The organism is Plantactinospora sp. BC1 (assembly GCF_003030345.1).
In the GTDB taxonomy this organism is placed as follows: Bacteria; Actinomycetota; Actinomycetes; order Mycobacteriales; family Micromonosporaceae; genus Plantactinospora.
This window is the reverse complement of the sequence record NZ_CP028158.1, coordinates 1,070,172-1,091,146: the sequence shown is the minus strand read 5'-3', so window position 1 is coordinate 1,091,146 and position 20,975 is coordinate 1,070,172. Positions and strand designations below refer to the sequence as shown.

20 protein-coding genes are annotated in these 20,975 nt (G+C 73.5%); 14 read left to right on the top strand and 6 right to left on the bottom strand.

All coding sequences use genetic code 11. The features are described 5' to 3' along the window. From egtA to egtD, 4 genes are all read left to right on the top strand, one after another. Positions 1-1,230, top strand: a complete 1,230-nt coding sequence (gene egtA, locus C6361_RS04540; RefSeq protein WP_107266860.1) for an ergothioneine biosynthesis glutamate--cysteine ligase EgtA — start codon at positions 1-3, stop codon at positions 1,228-1,230. After that, entirely contained in the window at positions 1,227-2,561 is a 1,335-nt protein-coding gene (gene egtB / locus C6361_RS04535) for an ergothioneine biosynthesis protein EgtB (protein WP_107266859.1), read from the top strand. Before egtA ends, egtB begins: the two co-directional genes overlap by 4 nt. Before the next feature lie 43 nt (positions 2,562-2,604). Further along, positions 2,605-3,381, top strand: a complete 777-nt coding sequence (gene egtC / locus C6361_RS04530; RefSeq protein WP_107270730.1) for an ergothioneine biosynthesis protein EgtC — start codon at positions 2,605-2,607, stop codon at positions 3,379-3,381. Between the two features lie 213 nt (positions 3,382-3,594). Then, complete coding sequence (egtD, locus tag C6361_RS04525; RefSeq protein WP_107270729.1) at positions 3,595-4,560, top strand: L-histidine N(alpha)-methyltransferase; 966 nt, start codon at positions 3,595-3,597, stop codon at positions 4,558-4,560. A 29-nt stretch (positions 4,561-4,589) separates the two neighbouring features. Here the strand turns inward: egtD and C6361_RS36840 are convergent, their stop codons facing one another. Next, positions 4,590-4,943, bottom strand: coding sequence for a glyoxalase/bleomycin resistance/extradiol dioxygenase family protein (locus tag C6361_RS36840; protein ID WP_234359559.1), 354 nt, complete (start codon positions 4,941-4,943; stop codon positions 4,590-4,592). A gap of 318 nt (positions 4,944-5,261) precedes the next feature. On the opposite strand from C6361_RS36840, the gene C6361_RS04510 reads away from it, so the two are divergent. The 6 genes from C6361_RS04510 to C6361_RS04485 all read left to right on the top strand — a co-directional run bounded on the left by C6361_RS04510 (position 5,262) and on the right by C6361_RS04485 (position 11,980). Further along, on the top strand, positions 5,262-5,849 hold the full coding sequence (locus tag C6361_RS04510) for a TMEM165/GDT1 family protein (protein ID WP_107266857.1): 588 nt from the start codon (positions 5,262-5,264) through the stop codon (positions 5,847-5,849). 93 nt (positions 5,850-5,942) lie between these two features. After that, the gene (locus C6361_RS04505; RefSeq protein ID WP_107263548.1) at positions 5,943-6,158 is read left to right on the top strand and encodes a hypothetical protein; all 216 of its coding nucleotides are present in this window, start codon (positions 5,943-5,945) and stop codon (positions 6,156-6,158) included. 387 nt (positions 6,159-6,545) lie between these two features. After that, positions 6,546-8,024: a polysaccharide biosynthesis tyrosine autokinase gene (locus C6361_RS04500; RefSeq protein ID WP_107266856.1), complete on the top strand. Its 1,479-nt coding sequence runs from the start codon at positions 6,546-6,548 to the stop codon at positions 8,022-8,024. Between the two features lie 40 nt (positions 8,025-8,064). Further along, positions 8,065-9,312 (top strand): glycosyltransferase family 4 protein, encoded by a 1,248-nt coding sequence (locus tag C6361_RS04495; RefSeq protein WP_107266855.1) that lies wholly within the window; start codon positions 8,065-8,067, stop codon positions 9,310-9,312. A 196-nt stretch (positions 9,313-9,508) separates the two neighbouring features. Then, entirely contained in the window at positions 9,509-11,284 is a 1,776-nt protein-coding gene (locus C6361_RS04490; RefSeq protein ID WP_107266854.1) for a DUF4012 domain-containing protein, read from the top strand. Positions 11,285-11,353: 69 nt separating this feature from the next. Beyond that, positions 11,354-11,980, top strand: a complete 627-nt coding sequence (locus C6361_RS04485; RefSeq protein ID WP_159079172.1) for a hypothetical protein — start codon at positions 11,354-11,356, stop codon at positions 11,978-11,980. 129 nt (positions 11,981-12,109) lie between these two features. Here C6361_RS04485 and C6361_RS04480 read toward each other — a convergent pair whose 3' ends face one another. Further along, positions 12,110-12,571 carry a MerR family transcriptional regulator gene (locus C6361_RS04480; protein ID WP_107266852.1) on the bottom strand — a complete coding sequence of 154 codons (462 nt, stop codon included), beginning with the start codon at positions 12,569-12,571 and terminating at the stop codon, positions 12,110-12,112. A gap of 28 nt (positions 12,572-12,599) precedes the next feature. Between C6361_RS04480 and C6361_RS04475 the strand changes: the two genes are divergently transcribed. Beyond that, positions 12,600-13,154 (top strand): class I SAM-dependent methyltransferase, encoded by a 555-nt coding sequence (locus C6361_RS04475; RefSeq protein WP_107266851.1) that lies wholly within the window; start codon positions 12,600-12,602, stop codon positions 13,152-13,154. 352 nt (positions 13,155-13,506) lie between these two features. Here C6361_RS04475 and C6361_RS04470 read toward each other — a convergent pair whose 3' ends face one another. After that, complete coding sequence (locus tag C6361_RS04470; RefSeq protein ID WP_107266850.1) at positions 13,507-14,373, bottom strand: LLM class flavin-dependent oxidoreductase; 867 nt, start codon at positions 14,371-14,373, stop codon at positions 13,507-13,509. 80 nt (positions 14,374-14,453) lie between these two features. On the opposite strand from C6361_RS04470, the gene C6361_RS04465 reads away from it, so the two are divergent. Both C6361_RS04465 and C6361_RS04460 read left to right on the top strand, forming a co-directional pair. Further along, positions 14,454-15,437: a pirin family protein gene (locus C6361_RS04465; protein WP_107266849.1), complete on the top strand. Its 984-nt coding sequence runs from the start codon at positions 14,454-14,456 to the stop codon at positions 15,435-15,437. Between the two features lie 182 nt (positions 15,438-15,619). Then, on the top strand, positions 15,620-16,285 hold the full coding sequence (locus C6361_RS04460) for a hypothetical protein (protein ID WP_107266848.1): 666 nt from the start codon (positions 15,620-15,622) through the stop codon (positions 16,283-16,285). 253 nt (positions 16,286-16,538) lie between these two features. Here the strand turns inward: C6361_RS04460 and C6361_RS04455 are convergent, their stop codons facing one another. The 3 genes from C6361_RS04455 to C6361_RS04445 form a co-directional block, all read right to left on the bottom strand. Further along, positions 16,539-17,189 (bottom strand): DUF1345 domain-containing protein, encoded by a 651-nt coding sequence (locus C6361_RS04455; RefSeq protein WP_107255918.1) that lies wholly within the window; start codon positions 17,187-17,189, stop codon positions 16,539-16,541. A 15-nt stretch (positions 17,190-17,204) separates the two neighbouring features. Next, positions 17,205-17,510, bottom strand: a complete 306-nt coding sequence (locus C6361_RS04450; protein WP_234359318.1) for a DUF2795 domain-containing protein — start codon at positions 17,508-17,510, stop codon at positions 17,205-17,207. 184 nt (positions 17,511-17,694) lie between these two features. Next, positions 17,695-18,867, bottom strand: a complete 1,173-nt coding sequence (locus tag C6361_RS04445; RefSeq protein ID WP_107266847.1) for a CaiB/BaiF CoA-transferase family protein — start codon at positions 18,865-18,867, stop codon at positions 17,695-17,697. A 129-nt stretch (positions 18,868-18,996) separates the two neighbouring features. On the opposite strand from C6361_RS04445, the gene C6361_RS04440 reads away from it, so the two are divergent. Further along, complete coding sequence (locus tag C6361_RS04440) at positions 18,997-20,844, top strand: glycosyltransferase (protein WP_107266846.1); 1,848 nt, start codon at positions 18,997-18,999, stop codon at positions 20,842-20,844. Positions 20,845-20,975: the final 131 nt, after the last annotated feature.

Here is a 20,975-nt window from a genome sequence, read left to right as displayed (position 1 = left end):
ATGCCATCCGACCTGGACAGCGGCACGATCCTGCGGGCGGTGGAGGACGCCGAGGGTTACGTCGCCAAGATCTGTTTCAAGACCGGTCCGCCCAGGCTCAGCGGCGTGGAACTGGAATGGACCGTGCACGACGCGGCCGTTCCGAGCCGACCGGTCGACCCGGCCCGGCTCCGTACCGCACTCGGCCCGTACGCCCCGACCACTCTCGATCCCGACAGTCCCGCCCAACCGTTGCCCCGTTCGGGCACGGTCAGCGTGGAGCCCGGCGGCCAGGTGGAAATCTCCACCGCCCCGCGTAGCTCCCTCGGCGAGTTGCACGAGAGCACCACCTCGGACCTCGCCCACCTCACCGATCTGCTCGGCGCCGCAGGTCTCGTCCTCGGCGACACCGGCATCGATCCGCACCGGCCGCCGACGCCGGTGGTCGACACCCCCCGATACCGCGCGATGCGCTGTGCCTTCGACCGGCTCGGCGCGGCCGGCCGGACGATGATGTACAGCACCGCCGGGCTCCAGGTCTGCCTGGACGCCGGTACCGCCGACCGGTTCGCCGACCGGTGGGCCGCCGCGCACGCGTTCGGGCCGCCGCTGCTCGCGGTCTTCGCCACCGCCCGCCGGCACGCCGGTCGGGACACCGGCTGGGCCTCGGCCCGGATGGCCGCCTGGCAGTTCATCGACCCGGCCCGGACCCGTCCCGCCTGGTCAGCGCCGTCGCAAACCGCCGACCCGGTCGGCACCTGGGTCCGGTACGCGCTGGCGGCCCCGCTGCTCTGCGTACGCCGGGACGGCGGGGACTGGACCGTTCCGCCCGGGATCACCTTCCGGGACTGGCTCGGCGGCGCGCTGCCCCGGCCGCCCACCACCGACGACCTCGAATACCACCTGAGCACCCTCTTCCCGCCGGTACGCCCCCGGGGGTACCTGGAGATCCGTTACCTCGACGCCCAGCCCGGCCCGGAGTGGATCGCGCCGGTCGGTGTGCTCGCGGCGCTGCTGGAGCACGACCGTGCCCGGGACGCCGCCCGGGCGGCCTGCGAACCGGTCGCCGGCCGGTGGGTCGACGCGGCCCGGCGCGGGCTGCGGGACCCCTTGCTGGCCACGGCGGCCGACACCCTGCTCGACCTCGCGCTGCGGTCACTGGACCGCACCGGTCTGCCCACGGCGACCCGCGAGGAGATCACCCGGATCGTGGCGCGACGGCTCGCCGCCGCGCGGAAGGGACCGACATGACCGACGTCCGATCCGACAACCGGCCGACCGGGTCGCTGCGCGACCGGATCGCCACCGAACTCACCCGGGCCCGGGACCGCAGCGTCCGGCTCACCGAGGCGGTCGACGACGACGACCTGGTCCGGCAGCACTCGCCGATCATGTCCCCGCTGGTCTGGGACCTCGCGCACGTCGGCAACCAGGAGGAACTCTGGCTGGTCCGGGACGTCGGCGGCCGCCCGCCGGTGCGCCAGGACATCGACGAGCTGTACGACGCCTTCAAGCACCCCCGCCGGGACCGCCCGGCCCTGCCGCTGCTCGGTCCGGCCGAGGCCCGACGCTACGTGGCGACCGTCCGAGACAAGGTCTTCGACCTGCTCGACGGCGTCCGGTTCGACCACGGCCGGCTGGTCGCCGACGGGTTCGCGTTCGGCATGATCGCCCAGCACGAGCAGCAGCACGACGAGACGATGCTCGCCACCCACCAGCTCCGCAGCGGCCCGCCGGTACTCTCCGCACCCGAGCCGCCGGGCGCGGTGGTGCCGGTCGCCGGTGAGGTGCTGGTTCCGGCCGGCCGGTTCACCATGGGCACCTCCACCGACCCGTGGGCGCTGGACAACGAACGCCCCGGCCACCCGGTGGAGCTGCCGGCGTACGTCATCGACGCGGCACCGGTGACCAACGCGGAGTACCTCGCCTTCGTCGCCGACGGCGGCTACGCCGACCAGCGCTGGTGGAGCGAGGCGGGCTGGCGGCACCGGTCGTCGGCCGGACTGACCGCACCGATGCACTGGCGGCGCGACGGGGCCGGCTGGGGCTGCACCCGGTTCGGCCGGTTCGGTCCGCTGGTCCCGGACGAGCCGGTGGTGCACGTCGGCTTCCACGAGGCGGAGGCGTACGCCGCCTGGGCCGGCAAGCGGCTGCCGACCGAGGCCGAGTGGGAGAAGGCGGCCCGCTGGGACCCGGAGAGCGGCCGGTCCCGCCGCTACCCGTGGGGCGACGAGGACCCGACGCCGGAGCACGCCAACCTCGGGCAGCGGCACCTCGCACCGGCACCGGTCGGGGCGTACCCGGCGGGCGCCTCGCCGCTCGGCGTACACCAGCTGATCGGGGACGTCTGGGAGTGGACCTCCAGCCCGTTCCTCGGCTATCCCGGGTTCGCCGCATTCCCCTACCGGGAGTACTCGGAGGTCTTCTTCGGCTCCGACTACCGGGTGCTCCGGGGCGGCTCCTTCGGCACCGACCCGGTGGCCTGCCGGGGTACCTTCCGCAACTGGGACCTGCCGATCCGCCGGCAGATCTTCAGCGGCTTCCGGTGTGCCCGGGACGCCCGGCCGGAAGAGACGGCGTGACCCGTCCCGACCGTTCGCCCGGCCGGCGGAGCCGGGCCCGCTGATGTGCCGTCACCTGGCCTATCTGGGCCCTCCGCTACCGCTGGCCGGGCTGCTCTTCGACCCGCCGCACTCGCTGGTCCGGCAGTCCTGGGCGCCCCGGGAGATGCGCGGCGGCGGCACGGTCAACGCCGACGGCTTCGGTGTCGGCTGGTACCCGGTGGACGGCCCGCCGGTGCGCTACCGGCGGGCCACCCCGATCTGGGCCGACGACACCCTGCCGGTGCTGGCCGCGGCGACCACGGCCGGCGCGGTACTGGCGGCGGTGCGCTCGGCCACCGTCGGCATGCCGGTGGTGGAGACCGCCGCCGCCCCGTTCGCCGAGGGACGCTGGCTGTTCAGCCTGAACGGTGCGGTACCCGGCTGGCCGGACTCGGTCGCGAGCCTGGCCGGCCGGCTGCCGACCCGGGACCTGATCACCCTGGACGCCCCGACCGACGCGGCCCTGCTCTGGGCCCTGGTACGCCACCGGCTGCGGGCCGGGGCCGGGCCGGCCGAGGCGGTGGCCGAGACGGTCCGGGAGGTGGCCGCCGCCGCTCCCGGTGCCCGGCTGAACCTGCTGCTCACCGACGGGCACCTGGTGGTGGCGAACACCTGCGGGCACGCGCTGTCGGTCCGGTCCGGCGGCGGGTCGGTGCTGGTCAGTTCCGAGCCGCTGACCGAGGAACCGGGCTGGCGGCCGATCCCGGACGGACACCTCGTGGTGGCCGCCGCCGGCCGGGTCGACGTCACGCCGATCGGCCCGGGGTCGGCGCCGAGCCGGCCGACCGGGGGTTCCTGAACGACCGGATTGGGAGTTGCCGAGCGGCCGGACTGGGGTTGTCGAGCGGCCGGAGATGGGGGGTTGCCGAAGCGCGTCCGGAGTTGGGGTTGCCGAACGACCGGAGCGGGGGCCCGAGCCGATCGCGGTCGCCCGGTGGGCGGTCGGGAGCGGCCGGCGTAGCGAGAGGACCCGTCGCAGGGGGCGGCGGCGTCGATTGAGGGGAGTGTGCGGGTGACCGCGGATCCGTTGGAGATACACCTGGAGGAACGGGACCTGGAGCTGGCGCTGCGCAGCGACGTCCGGACCGGGCTCACCGCGACGCCCCGGTGGCTGCCGCCGAAGTGGTTCTACGACGCCCGGGGCAGCGAGCTGTTCGAGGAGATCACCCGGCTGCCGGAGTACTACCCGACCCGGGCCGAGCGGGCCGTCCTGGCGGCTCGGGCCGGCGAGATCGCCCGGCTCACCGACGCGAAGACCCTGATCGAGCTCGGTTCGGGTTCGTCGGAGAAGACCCGCCTGCTGCTCGACGCGCTGACCGCGCGGGGCAGCCTCGGCACCTTCGTACCGCTGGACGTCTCGGTCAGCGCGCTGGAGCGGTCGACCGCCGAGATCGCCGCGGCCTACCCGGGGCTGCGGGTACGCGGCATCGTCGGCGACTTCACGCGCCACCTGGACCGGCTGCCCACCGGCGGCCGACGGCTGGTCGCCTTCCTCGGCGGCACCATCGGCAACCTGCTGCCGGCGGAGCGGGCCGAGTTCCTGGCCGCGCTCCGCTCGGCACTGGAGCGGGGCGACTGGCTGCTGCTCGGTACCGACCTGGTCAAGGATCCCGGAATCCTCGTACCGGCGTACGACGACGCGGCCGGGGTCACCGCCGAGTTCAACCGCAACGTGCTGCGGGTGCTCAACCGTGAACTGGGCGCGGATTTCGAGGTGGACGCCTTCGACCACGTCGCGCTCTGGGACCCGGAGCGGCGCTGGATCGAGATGCGGCTGCGGGCGCGGCGGCCGATGCGGGTCCGGGTACTCGACCTCGACCTGGCCTTCGCCGAGGGGGAGGAGTTGCGCACCGAGATCTCGGCGAAGTTCCGCCCGGAGGACGTCGACGCGGAGCTGGCCGCCGCCGGCTTCACGGTGCGGGCCCGCTGGACCGACGACGCCGGCCTCTTCGCGGTGACCCTCGGTCGGGCGGACTGAGCCGGGCCGAGGGTCGCGGCGGTGTCCGGTCAGCTCTCGACGTACTGCTCCGGGTAGGTCGCGGTGGGCGGGATCGGGGTGATGACGTCGATCAGTACCCCGTTCGGGTCGGCCACGATGAAGTGCCGCTGCCCGAAGTCCTCGCTGCGCAGTTCCAGTTCGGCGGGGAGTCCCGCGTCGAGGACGAGTCGCCGCCACTCGGCGTCGACGTCGGTCACCTCGACGTTGAGCAGCAGTCCCCGCGCCGGGGTGCGGTACGCCTCGGGGAGCGTCGGGTGGTCGTGGGCGAGGAGTGCGAGTTCGTACCCTGCCGGGCCCGGACGCCGGAGGCTGACGTACCAGTCGGCCCCGAAGGTCGGCTCGAAGCCGAGCAACCCGGTCACCAAGGGCGCGCTCTACCACCACTTCGACGGCAGGGCGGCGCTGTTCCACGCGGTCCTGGCCCAGGTGCAGCAGGAGGTCGCCGGGCGGGTGGTCGCGGCGGCCGAGGGTGCGTGGGCGCCGCCCGGCGTACTCGGGTAGGGTCGTCGGCAGCGAAGGGGAGTAGCTCCCAACGTCGTGGTCGACATACTGGTGTGCGCGCGTCGCGCACCCGGCCACGCGGCCTCACCCCGGTGGGGCGGGCGAGACCTTCGACTCAGGCAGTAATGCCGGGTCGAGGTCGCCCACGCCCCCGCCCGGCATCGACCGGGAAGGGTGACATGGAGGACTTCAACACCGCCTTGGCGATCAGCTTCGGCGTCATCTTCGTGGCCGAGTTGGGCGACAAGTCGCAGTTGATGGCGTTGACCTTCGCCACCCGGTTCAAGGCGTTACCGGTGATCATCGGGATCACCGTGGCGACCTCGGTCGTGCACCTGGCCTCGGTCGCCCTCGGCGTCGGGCTCGGCGCCGCGCTCCCCACCGGCTGGATCGCCCTGGTCGCCGGGCTGGCCTTCCTCGGCTTCGGGCTCTGGACGCTGCGCGGCGACTCGCTCACCGAGGAGGAGCGGCGCAAGGCGGAACGGACCCGCCGTTCCGCGATCATCGCGGTCTCGATCGCCTTCTTCCTGGCCGAACTCGGCGACAAGACCATGCTGGCGACGATCACCCTGGCCACCCAGCACGGTTGGTTCGGCACCTGGCTCGGCTCCACCGTCGGCATGGTCGCCGCCGACGCCCTGGCCATCGGCGTCGGCCGGCTCCTCGGCCGCCGCCTGCCGGAGAAGACCATCCGGTACGGCGCCAGCGCGCTCTTCGGAATCTGCGGCGTCTGGCTGCTGGTGGACGCGGTCCACCAACTGACCTGACCGATCCCGGTGTGGGACGGCCGGGATCCGGGTAGCTGTTTCGACGGCCAGCGGGCTGTCCGGCGGAGTGTGGCCCGAACGGAGGATCACTGCATGACCAGGCACGATGAGCCGAACGAGTACGGGTTCGCTGGCGACGTGGCGTTGCCCGAGCCGGAACGGCCGCACAAGCGGGACGTGGTCGCCGAGGAGGCCGAGGACGTCGCCGTGCCCGGCTCGGACCTGTCGCGCGAGTTTCGGGAGGCGCTCGCCGACTCGGACCAGGTGGACGAGGCGGACGAGGGCGGGGAGCGGCCCCCGACGCGTTGAGTCCCGGACACCATCGACGGCGCCGGCCAGGTTTGGCCGGCGCCGTCGTCTTTCCGTCGCCTTTCCCGCCACCGCCGCAGCAGCCGCAGCAGCCGCCGCCGTCCCGACCGCCCGTCCCCGGCTGTCGGCGGGGCTGTCGGCCCCGTTCCTGCCGTTCCGTCCCGGCTAGCTGACGGCGCCTCCGCTCCGGCGCTTCGTGGACACGCCGCCGGTACTTATCCGACGGTATTGGCCCGACTGCGACTACTGAGGGCGCTCAATCATCTACATTCGGTAGGAACTGTGACGCGACAAGTCGGAACTTTTTCATACTGTCGCATTTTTCGTGATCATTAGATGTCTTCGGCACCCCTGACCGGTTGGTGCTGAGACGGAAGGCCGGGGCTGATGGATCTGCACACTTACCTGCGCGCGCTGCGCCAACGCTGGTGGGTGGTACTCGCGACCGTCATGGTCGCGCTGGGCCTCGCCGGGTTCGTCACGGTACGGGCGACCCCGCAGTACGCCTCCTCGGTGACCTTCTTCGTCACCTCCTCCGGGCAGGGCATGACCGACGCGTACCAGGGCAGCCTCTTCCTCCAGCAGCGGGTCAAGTCGTACGTCGACCTGCTCAGCAGCGACCGGTTGGCGCAGACCGTCGCGGCGGAGGAACGGGTCGGGCTCACCGCGGACGAGGTACGGTCCCGGGTCAGCGCGCGGGTCGAGGCGGACACGGTCCTGCTCTCCGCGACGGTCACCGACACCGACCAGGCCCGGGCGCTGCGCCTCACCGAGGCACTGGCGGCGCACTTCGTGAAACTCGTGCACAGCATCGAGACCCCGCCCGGGGCCAAGGAACCACCGATCAAGATCGAGGTGGTCGGCGGCCCCCGGGTGAACGCCGAACCGGTCTCACCCCGGCCGGTCCGCAACCTCGTGCTGGCCGGAGTCTTCGGGCTGGTGCTCGGCGCCGCGCTCTCCGTGTTGCGCGGGCTGACCGACACCACCTTCCGGGACGGCGAGACGCTCCAGGAGGCGACCTCGGCGCCGCTGCTCGGCAGCATCCCGTACGACGGGCATGCCCGGTCGAACCCGCTGATCGTCGGTACGGCGGCGCAGACGGCCCGGGCCGAGGCGATGCGGAAACTCCGAACCAACCTGCGCTTCGTGGACGCCCAGGAGCCGGCCCGGGTCATCGCGGTGACCAGCGCGGTGCAGGCCGAGGGGAAGTCCACGCTCGCCTGCAACCTGGCGATCACGCTCGCCGAGGCGGGCTGGCAGGTACTGCTGGTCGACGCGGACCTGCGTCGGCCCCGGGTCGCCGGCTATCTCGGGATCGGCTCCGGCGCCGGCCTGACCGACGTGCTGATCGGCGAGGTGGCGGTCGAGGACGTGCTGCAACCGTGGGGCGACAAGTCCCTGCTGGTGCTGCCGGGCGGCTCGGTGCCACCGAACCCGAGCGAGCTGCTCGGCTCGAAGGCCATGGCCGACCTGCTGCTGTCGCTGCGCGAGCTGACCGACATCGTCATCATCGACACCCCGCCGCTGCTGGCCTTTACCGACGGCGTGGTGGTCGCGGTGCAGGCCGACGGTGCGCTGCTGGTGGCCCGGCAGGGCAAGACCCCGAGCGCGCAGACCGCCGCCGCCGCGCAGGCGCTGCACTCAGTCTCCGCCCGGGTGCTCGGCTGCGTGCTGAACATGTCGAAGGAAAACAAGATCGACGTCGAGCAGTACCGGGCGTACCGCAAGGGTGCGCCGGTGGAGAGGCTTCTCGCCACCCGTGGCGAGGCGTCACCCGCCGCCGACCCGGTGCGCGTCCCCCCGACCGACGCCGTGGCCGCCACGTCCGCGGACAACACGGAGGAGCTCGACCGGGTACCGCGATGACGCGGGCTCGCCCGGTCGCGGGGTGATCGGGGGATGAGAAATGAAGATCGGCATTATCTCGTACTGGTTTCCGCCGGAGCCCGCCTTCATACCGGGCTGCCTGGCCGAGGAGCTGGCCGCACGCGGCCACGAGGTGCGGGTGCTCACCGGGTTCCCGAACCATCCGACCGGCCAGGTCTACCCGGGTTACCGGCAGCGGTGGCGGCACCAGACCGACGAGGGCGGGGTGCTCGTCCGGCGGGTGCCGGCGTACGCCAGCCACGACGGTACGGCGGCCCGGCGGGCGGCGCGGCAGCTCACGTACGCGATGAGCAGTGCGCTGGCCGCCCCCGGGTTCCTGGCCGGGGTGGACGCGCTCTACGTCCACTTCCCGCCGGCCGGCGCGTACGCGGCGGCGGCGCTGCTCCGGATGCTGCGCCGGGTGCCGGCGGTGGTGCACGTCCAGGACATCTGGCCGGAGGGGGTGACGCCGCCGCCCGGTGAGGCGGGGCGGGACTCCTCGGCCGGGTTCACCCACGGGCTGCTCACCCGCACGATGCGGGCGATCTACCGTTCGGCGGCTGGGATCGCGGTGATCTCGCCCTCGATGCGGGACGTGGTGATCGAGCGGGGCGCCGATCCGGAGCGGGTGCGGGTGGTGCTGAACTGGACCGACGAGCGGCTGTTCCGGCCGATGGGCACCACCCCGGCGGCCCGGCGGGCGATCGGGCACCGGGGGATCACCACGGTGATGCACGCCGGCACGATGGGCCCGTTCCAGCGCGTCGACACGGCGGTCCGGGCCGCCGCGGCGGTCAACGGCAAGATCGACCTGGATCTGGTACTGGTCGGGTCCGGGCCGGAGGAGCGGCAGTCCCGGCAGCTCGCCGAGGAACTCGGCGCGACAAACGTCCGGTTCCTCGGCTGGCGTCCACCGGCCGAGATGGCCGACCTGTACGCCGCCGCCGAATACCAGCTCGTGCTGCTGCGGGACCTTCCGGCGCTGCGCGGTGCGGTGCCGGCGAAGTTGCAGGCGGCGCTGAGCGCCGGGGCGCCGGTGGTCGCCTCCGCCGGTGGGGACACCGCCGACCTGGTGGAGCGGGCCCGGGCCGGGCTCTCCTGCCCGCCGGAGGACTGGCAGGCGTTGGCGGACCGGTTCGCCCTGGCCGCGGTGATCCCGAGTAACGCCCGTGCGGAGATGGCACAGCGGGCCCGGGACAGTTACCTGTCCCGGATGTCGCTGCGGACCGGTGTCGATCAGATGGAACAGATGCTGGCCGAGGCGGCGGTCAGCCGGCGACGGCGTTGACCTGGGTCTTCGCGCGACGCGGCAATGATCCTCTGCCCGGTTCGTGAGGCTTTCTCACTATAAAAGTGCAAAAGCATCATAAGACCCCTTGAAATACCAACCACGAACTCTCCACCGTGCTATAGAGATATAGGCGCAAACTGCGTTGTGTCTACTTCATCCGAGTAAGTCGAAAGCGGTGGTGGCAGTGGGGGACATGTCCCCGAGACGGCGGACGGCGCGCCGTCGAGTGGTCCGGCGGCAACTCCGCCGGGCCCTGCTCACCGCACTCGTGGTCGGCTGCCTGCTGGCCGTCGCCGGCGGGTGGCTCGGACTGCGCGGCTGGCAGGCCGGTGGCCACCTGGAGAACGCCGCCAGCCTGGCCCGGGAGCTGAGCCAGCAGGTGCTGGACGGCGAGACCGCGCAGGCCCGCCGCACCCTGGAGGCGCTGCAACAGCAGACCGCCGCCGCCCGGTCGCGTACCGGTGACGTCGGCTGGCGCGCCGCCGGCTCCGCACCGTACGGCGGCCGGAACATGGCGGCGGTCCGGGAGCTGGCGGTCGGCGTCGACGACCTCGCCCGGCGGGCCTTCCCGGCCCTGGTCGAACTCAACCCGCAGACGCTGCTGCCGAGCTCCGGACGACTCGACCTGGCCGCCCTGCGCGGCGCGATGCCCACGCTCGTCGAGGCGGACAGCACCGTCCACCAGGTCCGGGACCGGATCCTGACGGTGCCGACCTCCGGGCTCGTGCCCACGGTCCGGGACGCGGTGTCGCAGTTGCGCGCCGAGCTGGACCGGCTGGCCGAGGTGACCTCCGCCGTCCGGCGCAGCGGCGCGCTGCTGCCCACCCTGCTCGGCGCCAACGGCACCCGGACCTACCTCGCGGTCTTCCAGAACCTCGCCGAGCCCCGGGCCACAGGCGGGATCTTCGGCGCCTACGCCGTCATCCGGGCCAGCAAGGGCGAGGTGAAGCTGGTCAAGCAGGGCCCGGCCACCGACCTGAACACCTACGGCAAGCCGCCGCTGCCGCTGAGCCGCGAGCTGCGCGCGCTCTACACCGACCTGCCCGGGATCTATCCGGCGGACGTGAACCTCACCCCGCACTTCCCGACCGCGGCCACCCTGATCCGGGAGATGTACCGGCGGGTCGGTGGCGGCACCGTCGACGGCGTACTCGCCACCGACCCGGTCGCGCTCTCCTACCTGCTCAAGGCCATCGGACCGGTGCCGGTACCGGGGCATCCGACCCTCACCGCCCCCACGGTGGTGCGTACCCTGCTGTCGGACACGTACCGCCGGCTCGACAAGCCGGCCCAGCAGGACAACTACTTCGCCGCCTCGGCCCGGGCGGTCTTCGACGCCCTGCTCAAGCGTCCGGTGAACCCGCGCGCCGTGGCGCAGGCGGTCAACACCGCCGTCGCCGAGCGCCGGATCCTGTTCTGGAGCGCGCACGCCGGCGAGCAGCGCGAGCTCGTCGACAGCCGGCTCGCCGGGGTGCTGCCCGAGCAGGAGTCGGTGCAGAACGTCGGCGTCTTCCTCAACGACGGCAGCGGGGCGAAGCTCGGCTACTACCTGCACCGCTCGGCGGAACTCACCGTCGGGGACTGCCGGGCGGACGGCAGCCGGGAACTCCACCTCCGGCTCACGCTCCGCTCGTCCGCGCCCTCCTCGGGGCTCAGCAAGTCGGTGCGCGGCCTCGCGCTCTCCGGCGACCCGTACACCGCCCGGGTGCTGGTCTCGGTCTTCAGCCCGGTACGCGGCTCACCGCTGCGGGCCCGGCTGGACGGAAAGGCGACGCCGATGGGCGGCGGCGTCGAGCGGGGGCGCCGGGTCGGCGTACTGGTCGTCGACGTCGGACCCGGACGAACCCGCGTACTGGAGATGGGGCTGTTGACCCCGCCGAAGGCCAGTGGCGAAGCCGAGTTGTGGCTCACTCCCGGCCCGACCCCATGGACCACCCGTGTCAGTTCCGCACCCGCGTGTGGCCAGTAGGCCGGCACGTCAGGACAAGTCATGCGATCCGTTGTGAACGTCATGCGATCAGTAGAGAGAGGATCCATCATGCGGCTATCCCGCATCATCGGCTCGGCCGTGGCGACGCTCGCCACGGTGGGCGCGTTCGCCATCGCGGGGTCGCCCGCACAGGCACAACCACTACCACAACCGCCGTACCCACCACAGGCGCCGGCGTTGACGGTCAGCGACCCGACGGTCGAGGTGGGTGAGACCTTCACCGTCTTCGGCTCGGGGTTCGGCGGTAACGAACTCGTCCGACTCACCTTCACCCGTACCCCGCTGGCGCTCGGCGCCGAGGCGGCGGTGGTGGACACCGGCGGGGTCGGCGCGATGCTGCCGATCGCCCAGGCGCCGACGGTGTACCGGGATCCCACCACGATCACCGTCCGGGCCAACGTGACCGGGGAGTTCTCGGTCCGGGTCCGGTTCACCCGGACCGGCACCGTGACCATCACCGCGACCGGTCTCACCACCGGTCGGGTGGCGAGCACCACGGTCAGCATCGTGCAGGCGCAACCACCGCTGCCGGTCACCGGTAGCAGCACCGGGCCGCAGATCGCGCTCGGCACCATGTTGCTGATCGCCGGCGCGCTGCTGGTGCTGGTGGCGGTCGCGTGGCGGGCCAAGGGCCGCCACCGGGGCCGCTCGCGGGAGCTGACCTCGGTCGGTTGACCATCGCGCGGGCGGTGCACGCCGACCCGCGGGTAGCAGGGCGCCTGCCGGACGAGACACCTCGTCCGGCAGGCGCCCTCGTTCTCGTTCAGGTGCCTTTCTCCGGCTCCGCTCAGGTTCCTTCTCCGGTCAGTCGTCTTCTCCGGTCGGGCGCCCTTCTTTGGTCAGGGTGTCGAGCCGGCAGCCGGGGCCCTGCACCAGTCGCTGGAAGTCGGGGCACTGGAGGAAGTCCTCCACCGGGCAGTCGAGCGCGTGGTCGAGCAGGTCCCGGGAGGCGGTCGCGACGGCGATCCGGCGGTCCAGCTCGTCGCGGTGCCGCTGGAGCACGGCCCGGCGGGCCGCCGCGTCCTCCACGCCGAGCATCATCCGGAGCTGGTCGAGGCCGATGCCCACCTCGCGACCGCGCATGATGATCGCCACCCGGGTGAGCTGGGCGCTGGTGTAGCGGCGGCGGCCGTTGACCCGCCGGTCCGGCTTGATCAGGCCGACCGACTCCCAGTGCCGCAGGACGTGGGTGGCCAGCCCGAACTGGGCGGCCAGCTCGCCGATGGTCAACTCGGCGCCTTCGACCGGTACGGGGCTTGACTTCATGTTGACATTAACATGCAGAGTGGGCCCCATGGTCAAGCGAGAGAGCGCCCGCCGGGCCTGGGACAGGCGAGCGGCGGGCTACGACAGGGCGGGCGACCGGATGGAGCGGCTGACGATCGGGGACAGCCGCGAATGGATCTGCGCGCGGGCCCGGGGCCGGACCCTGGAGGTCGCCGTCGGCACCGGCCGCAACCTCTCGGGGTACGCCGAGGACGTCGAACTGGTCGGCGTCGACCTCAGCCCGAAGATGCTGGCGGCGGCCCGTCGCCGGGCCGGACTGCTGGGCCGGCGGGTCGAGTTGCACGAGGGCGAGGCGGAGCGGCTGCCCTTTCCCGATGCCTCCTTCGACACCGTGGTCTGCACCCTGGCGGTCTGTGCCGTCGCCGACCGGGCCGCGGCTCTCGCCGAGATGCGTCGGGTACTCCGTCCGGGCGGCCGGCTGCTGCTGCTCGACCACGCGGAGCGGCGTTGGCTGCGTGGACGCCCCGCCGACCTCGCCGCGCGGCTCGGCTTCGTCACCGAGGCCCGGGACCGGCTCCGGCTCGGCCTGATCGAACGACTGGCCGCCCGGAAACCGGCCTGACAGGCAGGCGCGACGGTCGGGCGGCCCCGGGGCGGCCGTGCACGGCGGTTCCTTCCGGTCGCACTTCGACGCCGTCCCGCCCGCCAGTGCGGCGGGTCGGCCCGCAGCCCCCGGGGTCGGCGACCGGACGACGGTCGCCCCCCGATCCCTTGCGACCCTCGTCCGGCACCTGCCCGCGTCGCGGCTCCGCCCGGCCCGCCGGTACCTCCGCCGGCCAGTCAACAACCTCGACCGCGGTCGAGGTCAACATGGCGTACCCGCACCGTCGGGGTGACCCGGTGTCAGGCAGCTCAGGCGGCTCAGGCGGGTCGGGCGGGTCGGGTGTGGCGCCCGGAACGGCGGCCGGTGCCGATCAGGCCAGTGCGGCGCGGACCGCCGGTACCACCTCTTCGGCGAAGATCCGGGACTGCCGTTCCCGGTCACCGCTCGGCCAGAAGACGAAGGTGTTCAACCGCTGCTCGGTGTGCAGCCGGGTCAGCGTCTCGACCCAGCGCCGGACCGGGCCGTGGAACGGGTCCCGGTCCTCCGGGCGGACGAGCCCCATCACGTTGTAGAGCCGGACGATCCGCCCCGGATCCCGGCCGGCCGACCGGGCGGCCTCGTCGATCAGGAGGTTGAGTTCGCCGACCCGCTTCGGCGGCACGTACGGCGCCGACACCGACCAGCCGTCGGCCTTCGCGCCGACCAGCCGGACCGCCTTCGGGCCGACCACACCCAGCCAGAGCCCGATCTCGTGCACCGGCCGGGGCCCGGGGCGCAGCCCCTGCACCGTGTAGTGCCGGCCCGCGAACTCGTACGGCTCACCGGCCCAGGACGCCCGGATGACGTCGATCGCCTCGGCCAGGGCGGCCCGGGCAGTGCCTCGGTCGCGGCGCGGGCCGCCCATCCCGGCGATGGCGTCGGCGAAGCCGCCCGCGCCCAGCCCCAGTTCGAACCGCCCGCCACTGAGCACGTCGATGCTGGCCGCCTGCTTGGCGAGCATCGCGGGCGGGCGCAGCGGCAGGTTCGCCACGTTCGGGAAGAGGTGCACCCGATCGGTCCGGGCGGCCAGCCAGGTGAGCACGGTGAAGGTGTCGAGGAATCCGTCGTTGTACGGGTGGTCCTGGACACCGACGTACTCGATGCCGCTGTTGTCGGCGATCGCGGCGATCCGTTCGGCGATGGCCAGGCCACCGACGTTCGGGTCCACGTTGAGGCCGAATCTCACCGGCTGGTCCATACCGCCAGTCTGGCACCGGGGCGGCGCCCGCGCTCGGCCACTCGGGCCTGGTGCCCCGCCCGGCGGCGTAGGCTCGACCGGTGAGCATCACCGAGCCGATGCCGGGGGAGACCCTGCCGCCGGGCATGGCGACGGGCGCGGACACCGAGCCGACCAACGTGCTGCTGCCCGGCCACGACGTCCCGCTGGGCCGCTACACGACGGTGCGTCGACTGTTGCCCCAGCGTCAGCTCCGCACCATCGGTGCCTGGTGCTTCGTCGACCACTTCGGTCCCGACGACGTGGCCAACCGGCCCGGCATGGGGATCGGGCCGCATCCGCACACCGGGTTGCAGACGGTGACCTGGCTGGTGCACGGCGAGATCCGGCACCTGGACAGCCTCGGCAACGACCAGCTCATCCGGCCGGGTCAGCTCAACGTGATGACCTCCGGCCGGGGCATAGCGCACGCGGAGTACTCGCCACCGGAGCATCCGCCGACCCTGCACGGCCTGCAACTCTGGGTGGCGCTGCCCGACGCGGCCCGGTTCGGCCCGCCCGGCTTCGCGCACCACGCCGAGTTGCCGGTGCTGACCGAGCCGGACTACTCGGTGACCGTACTCGTCGGCGAGCTGGCCGGGGTCCGGTCACCGGCGGTGGTGCACACGCCGCTGCTCGGCGCGCAGCTCTGGCTGCCCGACGGCGGTACGGCCCGGTTGCCGCTCACCGCCGGGTTCGAGTACGGCCTGCTGGTGATGTCCGGGGCGGCCGAGGTCGGCGAGGTGGCGCTCACCCCCGGCTCGCTGCTCTACCTCGGCGCCGGTCGGGCCGAGCTGGTGGTGCGGGCGGGCGGCCCGACCCGGTTGATGCTGCTCGGCGGCGAGCCCTTCGACGACGCGCTGGTGATGTGGTGGAACTTCGTCGGGCGCTCGCACGAGGAGATCGCCGAGGCCCGCGCGGACTGGGCGGCCGGCAGTCTCCGGTTCGGCCGGGTGCAGGGCGACGACTCGGAACCGCTGCCGGCTCCGCCGATGCCGACGACCCGGCTGAAGAGCCGCGACCGGCACGGCCGCACCGTCGGCTGAGGCCGGCACCGCACACCGGCCAGACCCGCACCCACCGCACACCGGCCGGACCCGGACGCGTCGCACGTCGGCCGGACCCGGACGCGTCGCACATCGGCCCGGAGCCGGCGCACCCGACCCTCGGTGCGGAAACCGGCGGCCCCGGCCAGCTTTGGCCCGACCCGTCGTGGGTAGTCGCCGGCATGGCGACCACTGCGACGACGAGCGTCGAGGACCGCAAGCGACTCGTCCGCCGGCTGGTGGCCCGCAGCCGGGGCTTCGCCGAGGAGTACGGCCTCCGGGTCACCAACAATCCGGCGAGCCTGTTCCAGGTGCTCTGCCTGGCGATCCTGCTGCGCCGCACCGGTGACGTGCGACGGGCGGTCGAGCCGGCCCGGGCGCTGCGGGACGCGGGCTGGGAGAGTCCGGCCCGGATGGCCCGGTCCCGCCCGGAGGCGCGGGCGGCGGTGCTCCGGGAGCACGGTCGGGGCGCCGACGCCGACCGGTTGGCCGGCACCCTGGGTGAACTGGCCGAGGTGCTCGTCGCGCGCTACCAGGGAGACCTGCGCCGGTTGCGGACCGCCGCCCGGCAGGTGCCGGCGCGGGAGCGCGCGTTGCTCGCCGAGTTGCCGGGAGTGGACGCCGAGGTGGTCGAGCTGTTTCTGCGTGAGGTGCAGGCGCTCTGGGCCGAGACGGCGCCGGTCGCGGACCGTCGGGCTCTCGCCGCCGCCCGCCGGCTCGGGCTCGGACGCTCGGCGGCCGACCTGGCCACGTTGGCCGGTGGCGGCGAGTCGGAGAAACTGGCCTGGTTGGTGGGTACCCTGGCCAGGATCGACCTGGAGGACAGATACCACGAAATCGCCCGTTGAGCAGCGAAAGAGCGTGCTTTCCCGCACAGTTTCCCGGATTCCTGACCGAACGGTCCATCCCGCATCATAGGATGGGTGGGCGGCGTCAGCCAGCCTGGTTCGGGCCGGCCGCCGCGGTCCGGTGAGCGTGTCCGGTTCGGACGTGTGACCTCACCGGGGTACTGGCGGACGTGGCGCCCGGGACACGCGTGCGAGCGCGGATGTGACGGGCGCCCCGTCCGGTACCCCAGCTCCACTCGGGACGGACGGTCGGTCACTGGGCCAGTCCGGCGAGCAGGTTGATGGTCGCGGCGATGATGACCGCGCCGAACAGGTACGACAGCAGGGCGTGCCCGAGCACCGTGACCCGCATCGCCTTCGTGGTCAGGTCTGTGTCGGCGACCTGGAACGTCATCCCGATGGTGAACGAGAGGTACGCGAAGTCGGTGTACCGGGGCGGGTCGTCCTCGTGGAAGTCCACCCCGCCGTCCTCGCCCGTGTAGTAGAGCCGGGCGTAGCGGGAGGTGAAGACGGTGTGCACGACCGTCCAGGAGAGCAGCACGCTGACGATGCCGAGTCCGATGTGCAGTTCCCGGTCGATGCCGCGCGCCTCGTGGTCGGTGGCGAGCAGGATGCCGATCGCCGACAGGCTCGCCAGTCCGGCCCCCAGCAGCACCGCGTCGCGTATCGGGCGGCTCGGGTCCTCCCGGACGGCCAGCTCGGCGGTCTGCCGCGAATCCCTGTACCACAGCACCCGCCAGGCCCACAGCAGATAGGTCGCCGCCGCCGCGTCCCAGCCGATCAGCGGCCCCATCAGCGGCGACAGCACGATGGTGGCCGGTATGCCGACGCAGACCCCGACCACCATGATGACGGCCATCTGGATCGAGGCCTTGGGCGGGTCGTACCAGGTGCCGCGCCGCATCCGCGGAACAGCGGGTCAGATCTGGCGCATGTGCCGGGCGACCCTTTGGTGCGTACGGTCGCGGGTCTTGGCGGCCAGCTCCGCCGGAGTGGCGTCCGGGGCCAGGTCCGTCTTGGCGGACCGGGCCACCTCCTCGGTGTTCTGGTAGTCCACCGGCGGCATCCCGCGCAGCGCCTGGAGCACCTCGCGGGGCGCCCCCGCGCGTTCGGCCTCCCGGACGATGTCCTCCTTCGGCGCCGGAAAGTCCATCGACTCCAGGTACCGCAGTACGTCCGCGTTGGTCACCATGGGATCCCGCTCCTCGCCGGTTGGCTGGTTCACCGGCCGGCCGGATACCCGTTGCGGGCACCCTCACGCCTACCCGGAGGGAGGGATCACCGCGCAGCACCGGGGCCGACCGGACAGGCTCGGGTCGGCGGGCCTGCTCGACTGGCTGCACCGGGAGGAGGACGGCCGCGCCAGGTTCCGCCGGCGCGCCAGGTTCCCCCACTGCCGGCCGGGGGCGTCAGCCGACGGCGCCGTCGGTACGCAGCCGGCGGATCCGGTCGGCGTCGAGGCCGAGTTCGCCGAGCAGTTCGTCGGTGTGCTCGCCGGGCTGCGGCGGTGGCCGCCGGATCGCCCCCGGGGTCCTGCTGAACCGGGGCGCCGGTGCCGGCTGCTCGGCTCCGGCGTGCACGACGAAGACGTCCCGGGCGGCGAGGTGCGGATGCCGGGGCGCCTCCGCCCAGTCGAGGACCGGCACCACGCAGGCGTCGGTCCGCTCCAGCAGCGCGGCCCACTCGTCCCGGGTACGGGTGCGGAAGAGTCGGGCCCACGCCTGGTGCAGCGCCGGCCAGTTCGCCGGATCGTCGCGGTCCAGCGCCTCGTCCGGCGGCAGTGGAAAGCCGGTCAGCCGGACCAGTTCGGCGTAGAACTGCGGCTCCACCGCGCCCACCGCCAGGTGCCGGCCGTCGGCACACTCGTAGGTGTCGTAGAACGGGGCGCCGCCGTCGAAGATGTTCACCCCGCGGTCGTCGCCCCACCGGCCCATCCGGCGCATCGAGTGGATCATCGTGGCCAGCAGTGACACCCCGTCGACCATGGCCGCGTCCACCACCTGTCCGGTGCCGCCGCCCCGGATGTCGAAGAGCGCGCAGACCACGCCGAGGGCGAGCAGCATCCCGCCGCCGCCGAAGTCGCCGACCAGGTTCATCGGCGGTACCGGACGCTCGCCGGCCCGGCCGATCCCGTGCAGTACGCCGGTCAGCGCCAGATAGTCGATGTCGTGCCCGGCGTACCGGGCATTCGGGCCGTCCTGCCCCCAGCCGGTCATCCGGCCGTAGACCAGTCGGGGGTTCACCGCCAGGCAGTCCTCCGGGCCCAGTCCGAGCCGCTCGGTGACGCCCGGCCGGAAGCCCTCGATCAGCACGTCGGCGCTGCGGACCAGGTCGAGCACCAGATGCCGGCCGGCCGGCGTCTTGAGGTCGACGGCGAGCGACCGGCGACCCCGGTTCAGCAGGTCGGGATGGGGGGTGCCGAACCGCTCCGGCCGGACCTCGGCCACCCGGTCCACCCGGACCACGTCGGCGCCGAGGTCGGCGAGGACCATCGCGGCGAAGGGTCCGGGGCCGATGCCGGCCAGTTCGACGATCCGGACGCCGGAGAGTGGGCCGGCGCCGGCCGGTCGGGGTGCGATCATCCGTGCACGATAGGACACCGCACCCCATCCCGGTCCAGACGTCGTCGGCGGCCAGGTCGCCGCCGCCGGTTCCCGTGTCGGCCCGCCCGGTTGCCGCCGATCGGCCGGAACAGGGCTTATCGTCACGGGGTGGAGCGGCTCGGTCACTGGCGGCTGGTGGGTGCGCCCCGCCCGGGCCGGGCCGAACGGCTCGGTCGTCTCGTCGGCCTGCGGGTACTGCGCATCCCGGGCCTGCGCCGGGTACTGGTCGTCGCCGGCTCGACCGACCGGCTCCGGGACCTGCTGGCCCGGCCCGCCTCCCTGCACCCGACCAGGCGCGCGATCGTCGTCGTGGCGTACTGGCGGGCACCTCGGCGCGGCTGGTCGAGCGGCATCGGGCCGCTGGAGCACCTGCGCCGGCACCGGGTGGCGCTGCCCGGCCGGGGGCGGGGGACCGCCCTCGTCACCGTCCGGCTGTCCCGGCCGGCGCAACTGCGCGAGGTGCTGCGGGCCGCGTTGCCGGCGCTGGCGCCGGAGCGGCCGTTGCCGGCACCGGCCGGGCCGAACCTGACCAGCCAGGCGACGCTGCCGGCGTACCTGCCGGTGGGCGGGACGGTGCTGCTCGGCGAGCTGGTCGACAACCCCGACATCCGGTCCTACGACGTACTGCTGCGGGGGGCGGGCAGCGGCGACGAGGGGGCGGGCGTGCTGCCGTACGCGGTGCGCTGGCAGGCGAGCCGGCACGGGCTCCAGGCGCCGGGGGCCGCCCCGGCCGTACTGGTCGACGCGCGCCGGATCAACCCGCGTGGCCGTCGGCCCGACTGCTACCAGCCCGACGCCCCCCGGGTACGCCTCGACTTCGCCGCGCAGACCCGCCGGCCGGGCCCCGGGTCGTACCCGCTGGCCGGGCCCGGGCTGACCGCGCCGGTGCTCGCCACCCTGCGCCAGACCGCCGTGGTCGACTGCCCGCAGGTCCCCGACGCCGAGCCGGTGGCGGTGGCGGCGCTGCTGGTCCAGATCGCGATGACCGGTGCGGTGCTCGCCGTCCCGACGCTGCCGGAGCGGGTCGCCGGACTGATCGCGCCGGAGTTGCGGGCCCTGCTGACCGCCCCGGTGCCGCAGGCCGGGACGCTGGCCCTGGAGGCGCGCAGCGTCCGGCAGCGGCGGGCGGCGCTGCGCGGGCACGCCGGCGCGTTCGTCCTGCCCCGGCTCACCTCGGCGGTCTTCCCGCCGCTGCGCCCCGTGCCGTCGGTGAGCGCGATCCTGTCGACCCGGCGCCCCGAACGGCTGCCGGAGGCGGTCCGGATGCTGGTCGGGCAGACGTACCCGGAGCTGGAGATCGTGCTCTGCCTGCACGGCGTCGAGCTGCCGGAACCGGTCCGGGCCACGCTGGCCGACTCCGGCCGGCCGTACGAGATCGTCCGGGTGCCGGGGAGCGCCAGCTTCGGTGCGGCGCTCGGTGCCGCGACCGGGCGGGCCCGGGGCAGCCTGGTCAGCAAGTTCGACGACGACGACAGCTACGCCGCCGAACACGTCTGGGACCTGGTGCTGGCCCGGCACTACTCCGGGGCGACCCTGGTGGGCAAGGGATCGGAGTTCGTGCACCTGGAGACCCGGGGCGTGACGCTGCGCCGGCCCTCCGGCACCGCCGAGTCCGACTGCGAGGTGGTGGCCGGCGGCACGATCCTGATCGCCCGGGGAGACCTGGAGGCGGCCGGCGGCTGGCGGCCGGTGCCCCGGTCCGTCGACTTGGGACTGCTCGACCGGGTACGCCGGGACGGCGGCGGGATCTACCGGACCCACCCGCTCGGCTACGTCTACCACCGGCGGGCCACCGGGCACACCTGGGATCCGGGCCAGGACTACTTCCTCGACAGCGCCTCCGCATACTGGCCGGGGTTGCCCGCCGAGGTGCTGGGTGAGGTCGAGACTGCGCCGGGCCGGCCGGCCCCGGACCAGCGGACCGGATCGGCGACCGCCAGACCGGACCGGTCCTGACCACGCACCCGCCCCGCCGCCGTTCCCGCCCGTACCGCTGTCTGCTGTGCCGCCGTTCGCTGTGCGGCTGTGCCGCCGCCGTTTCGCCGGGCCACCGCTCGGCCGGAAATGGCCGGTTGTAACCTGCGGTG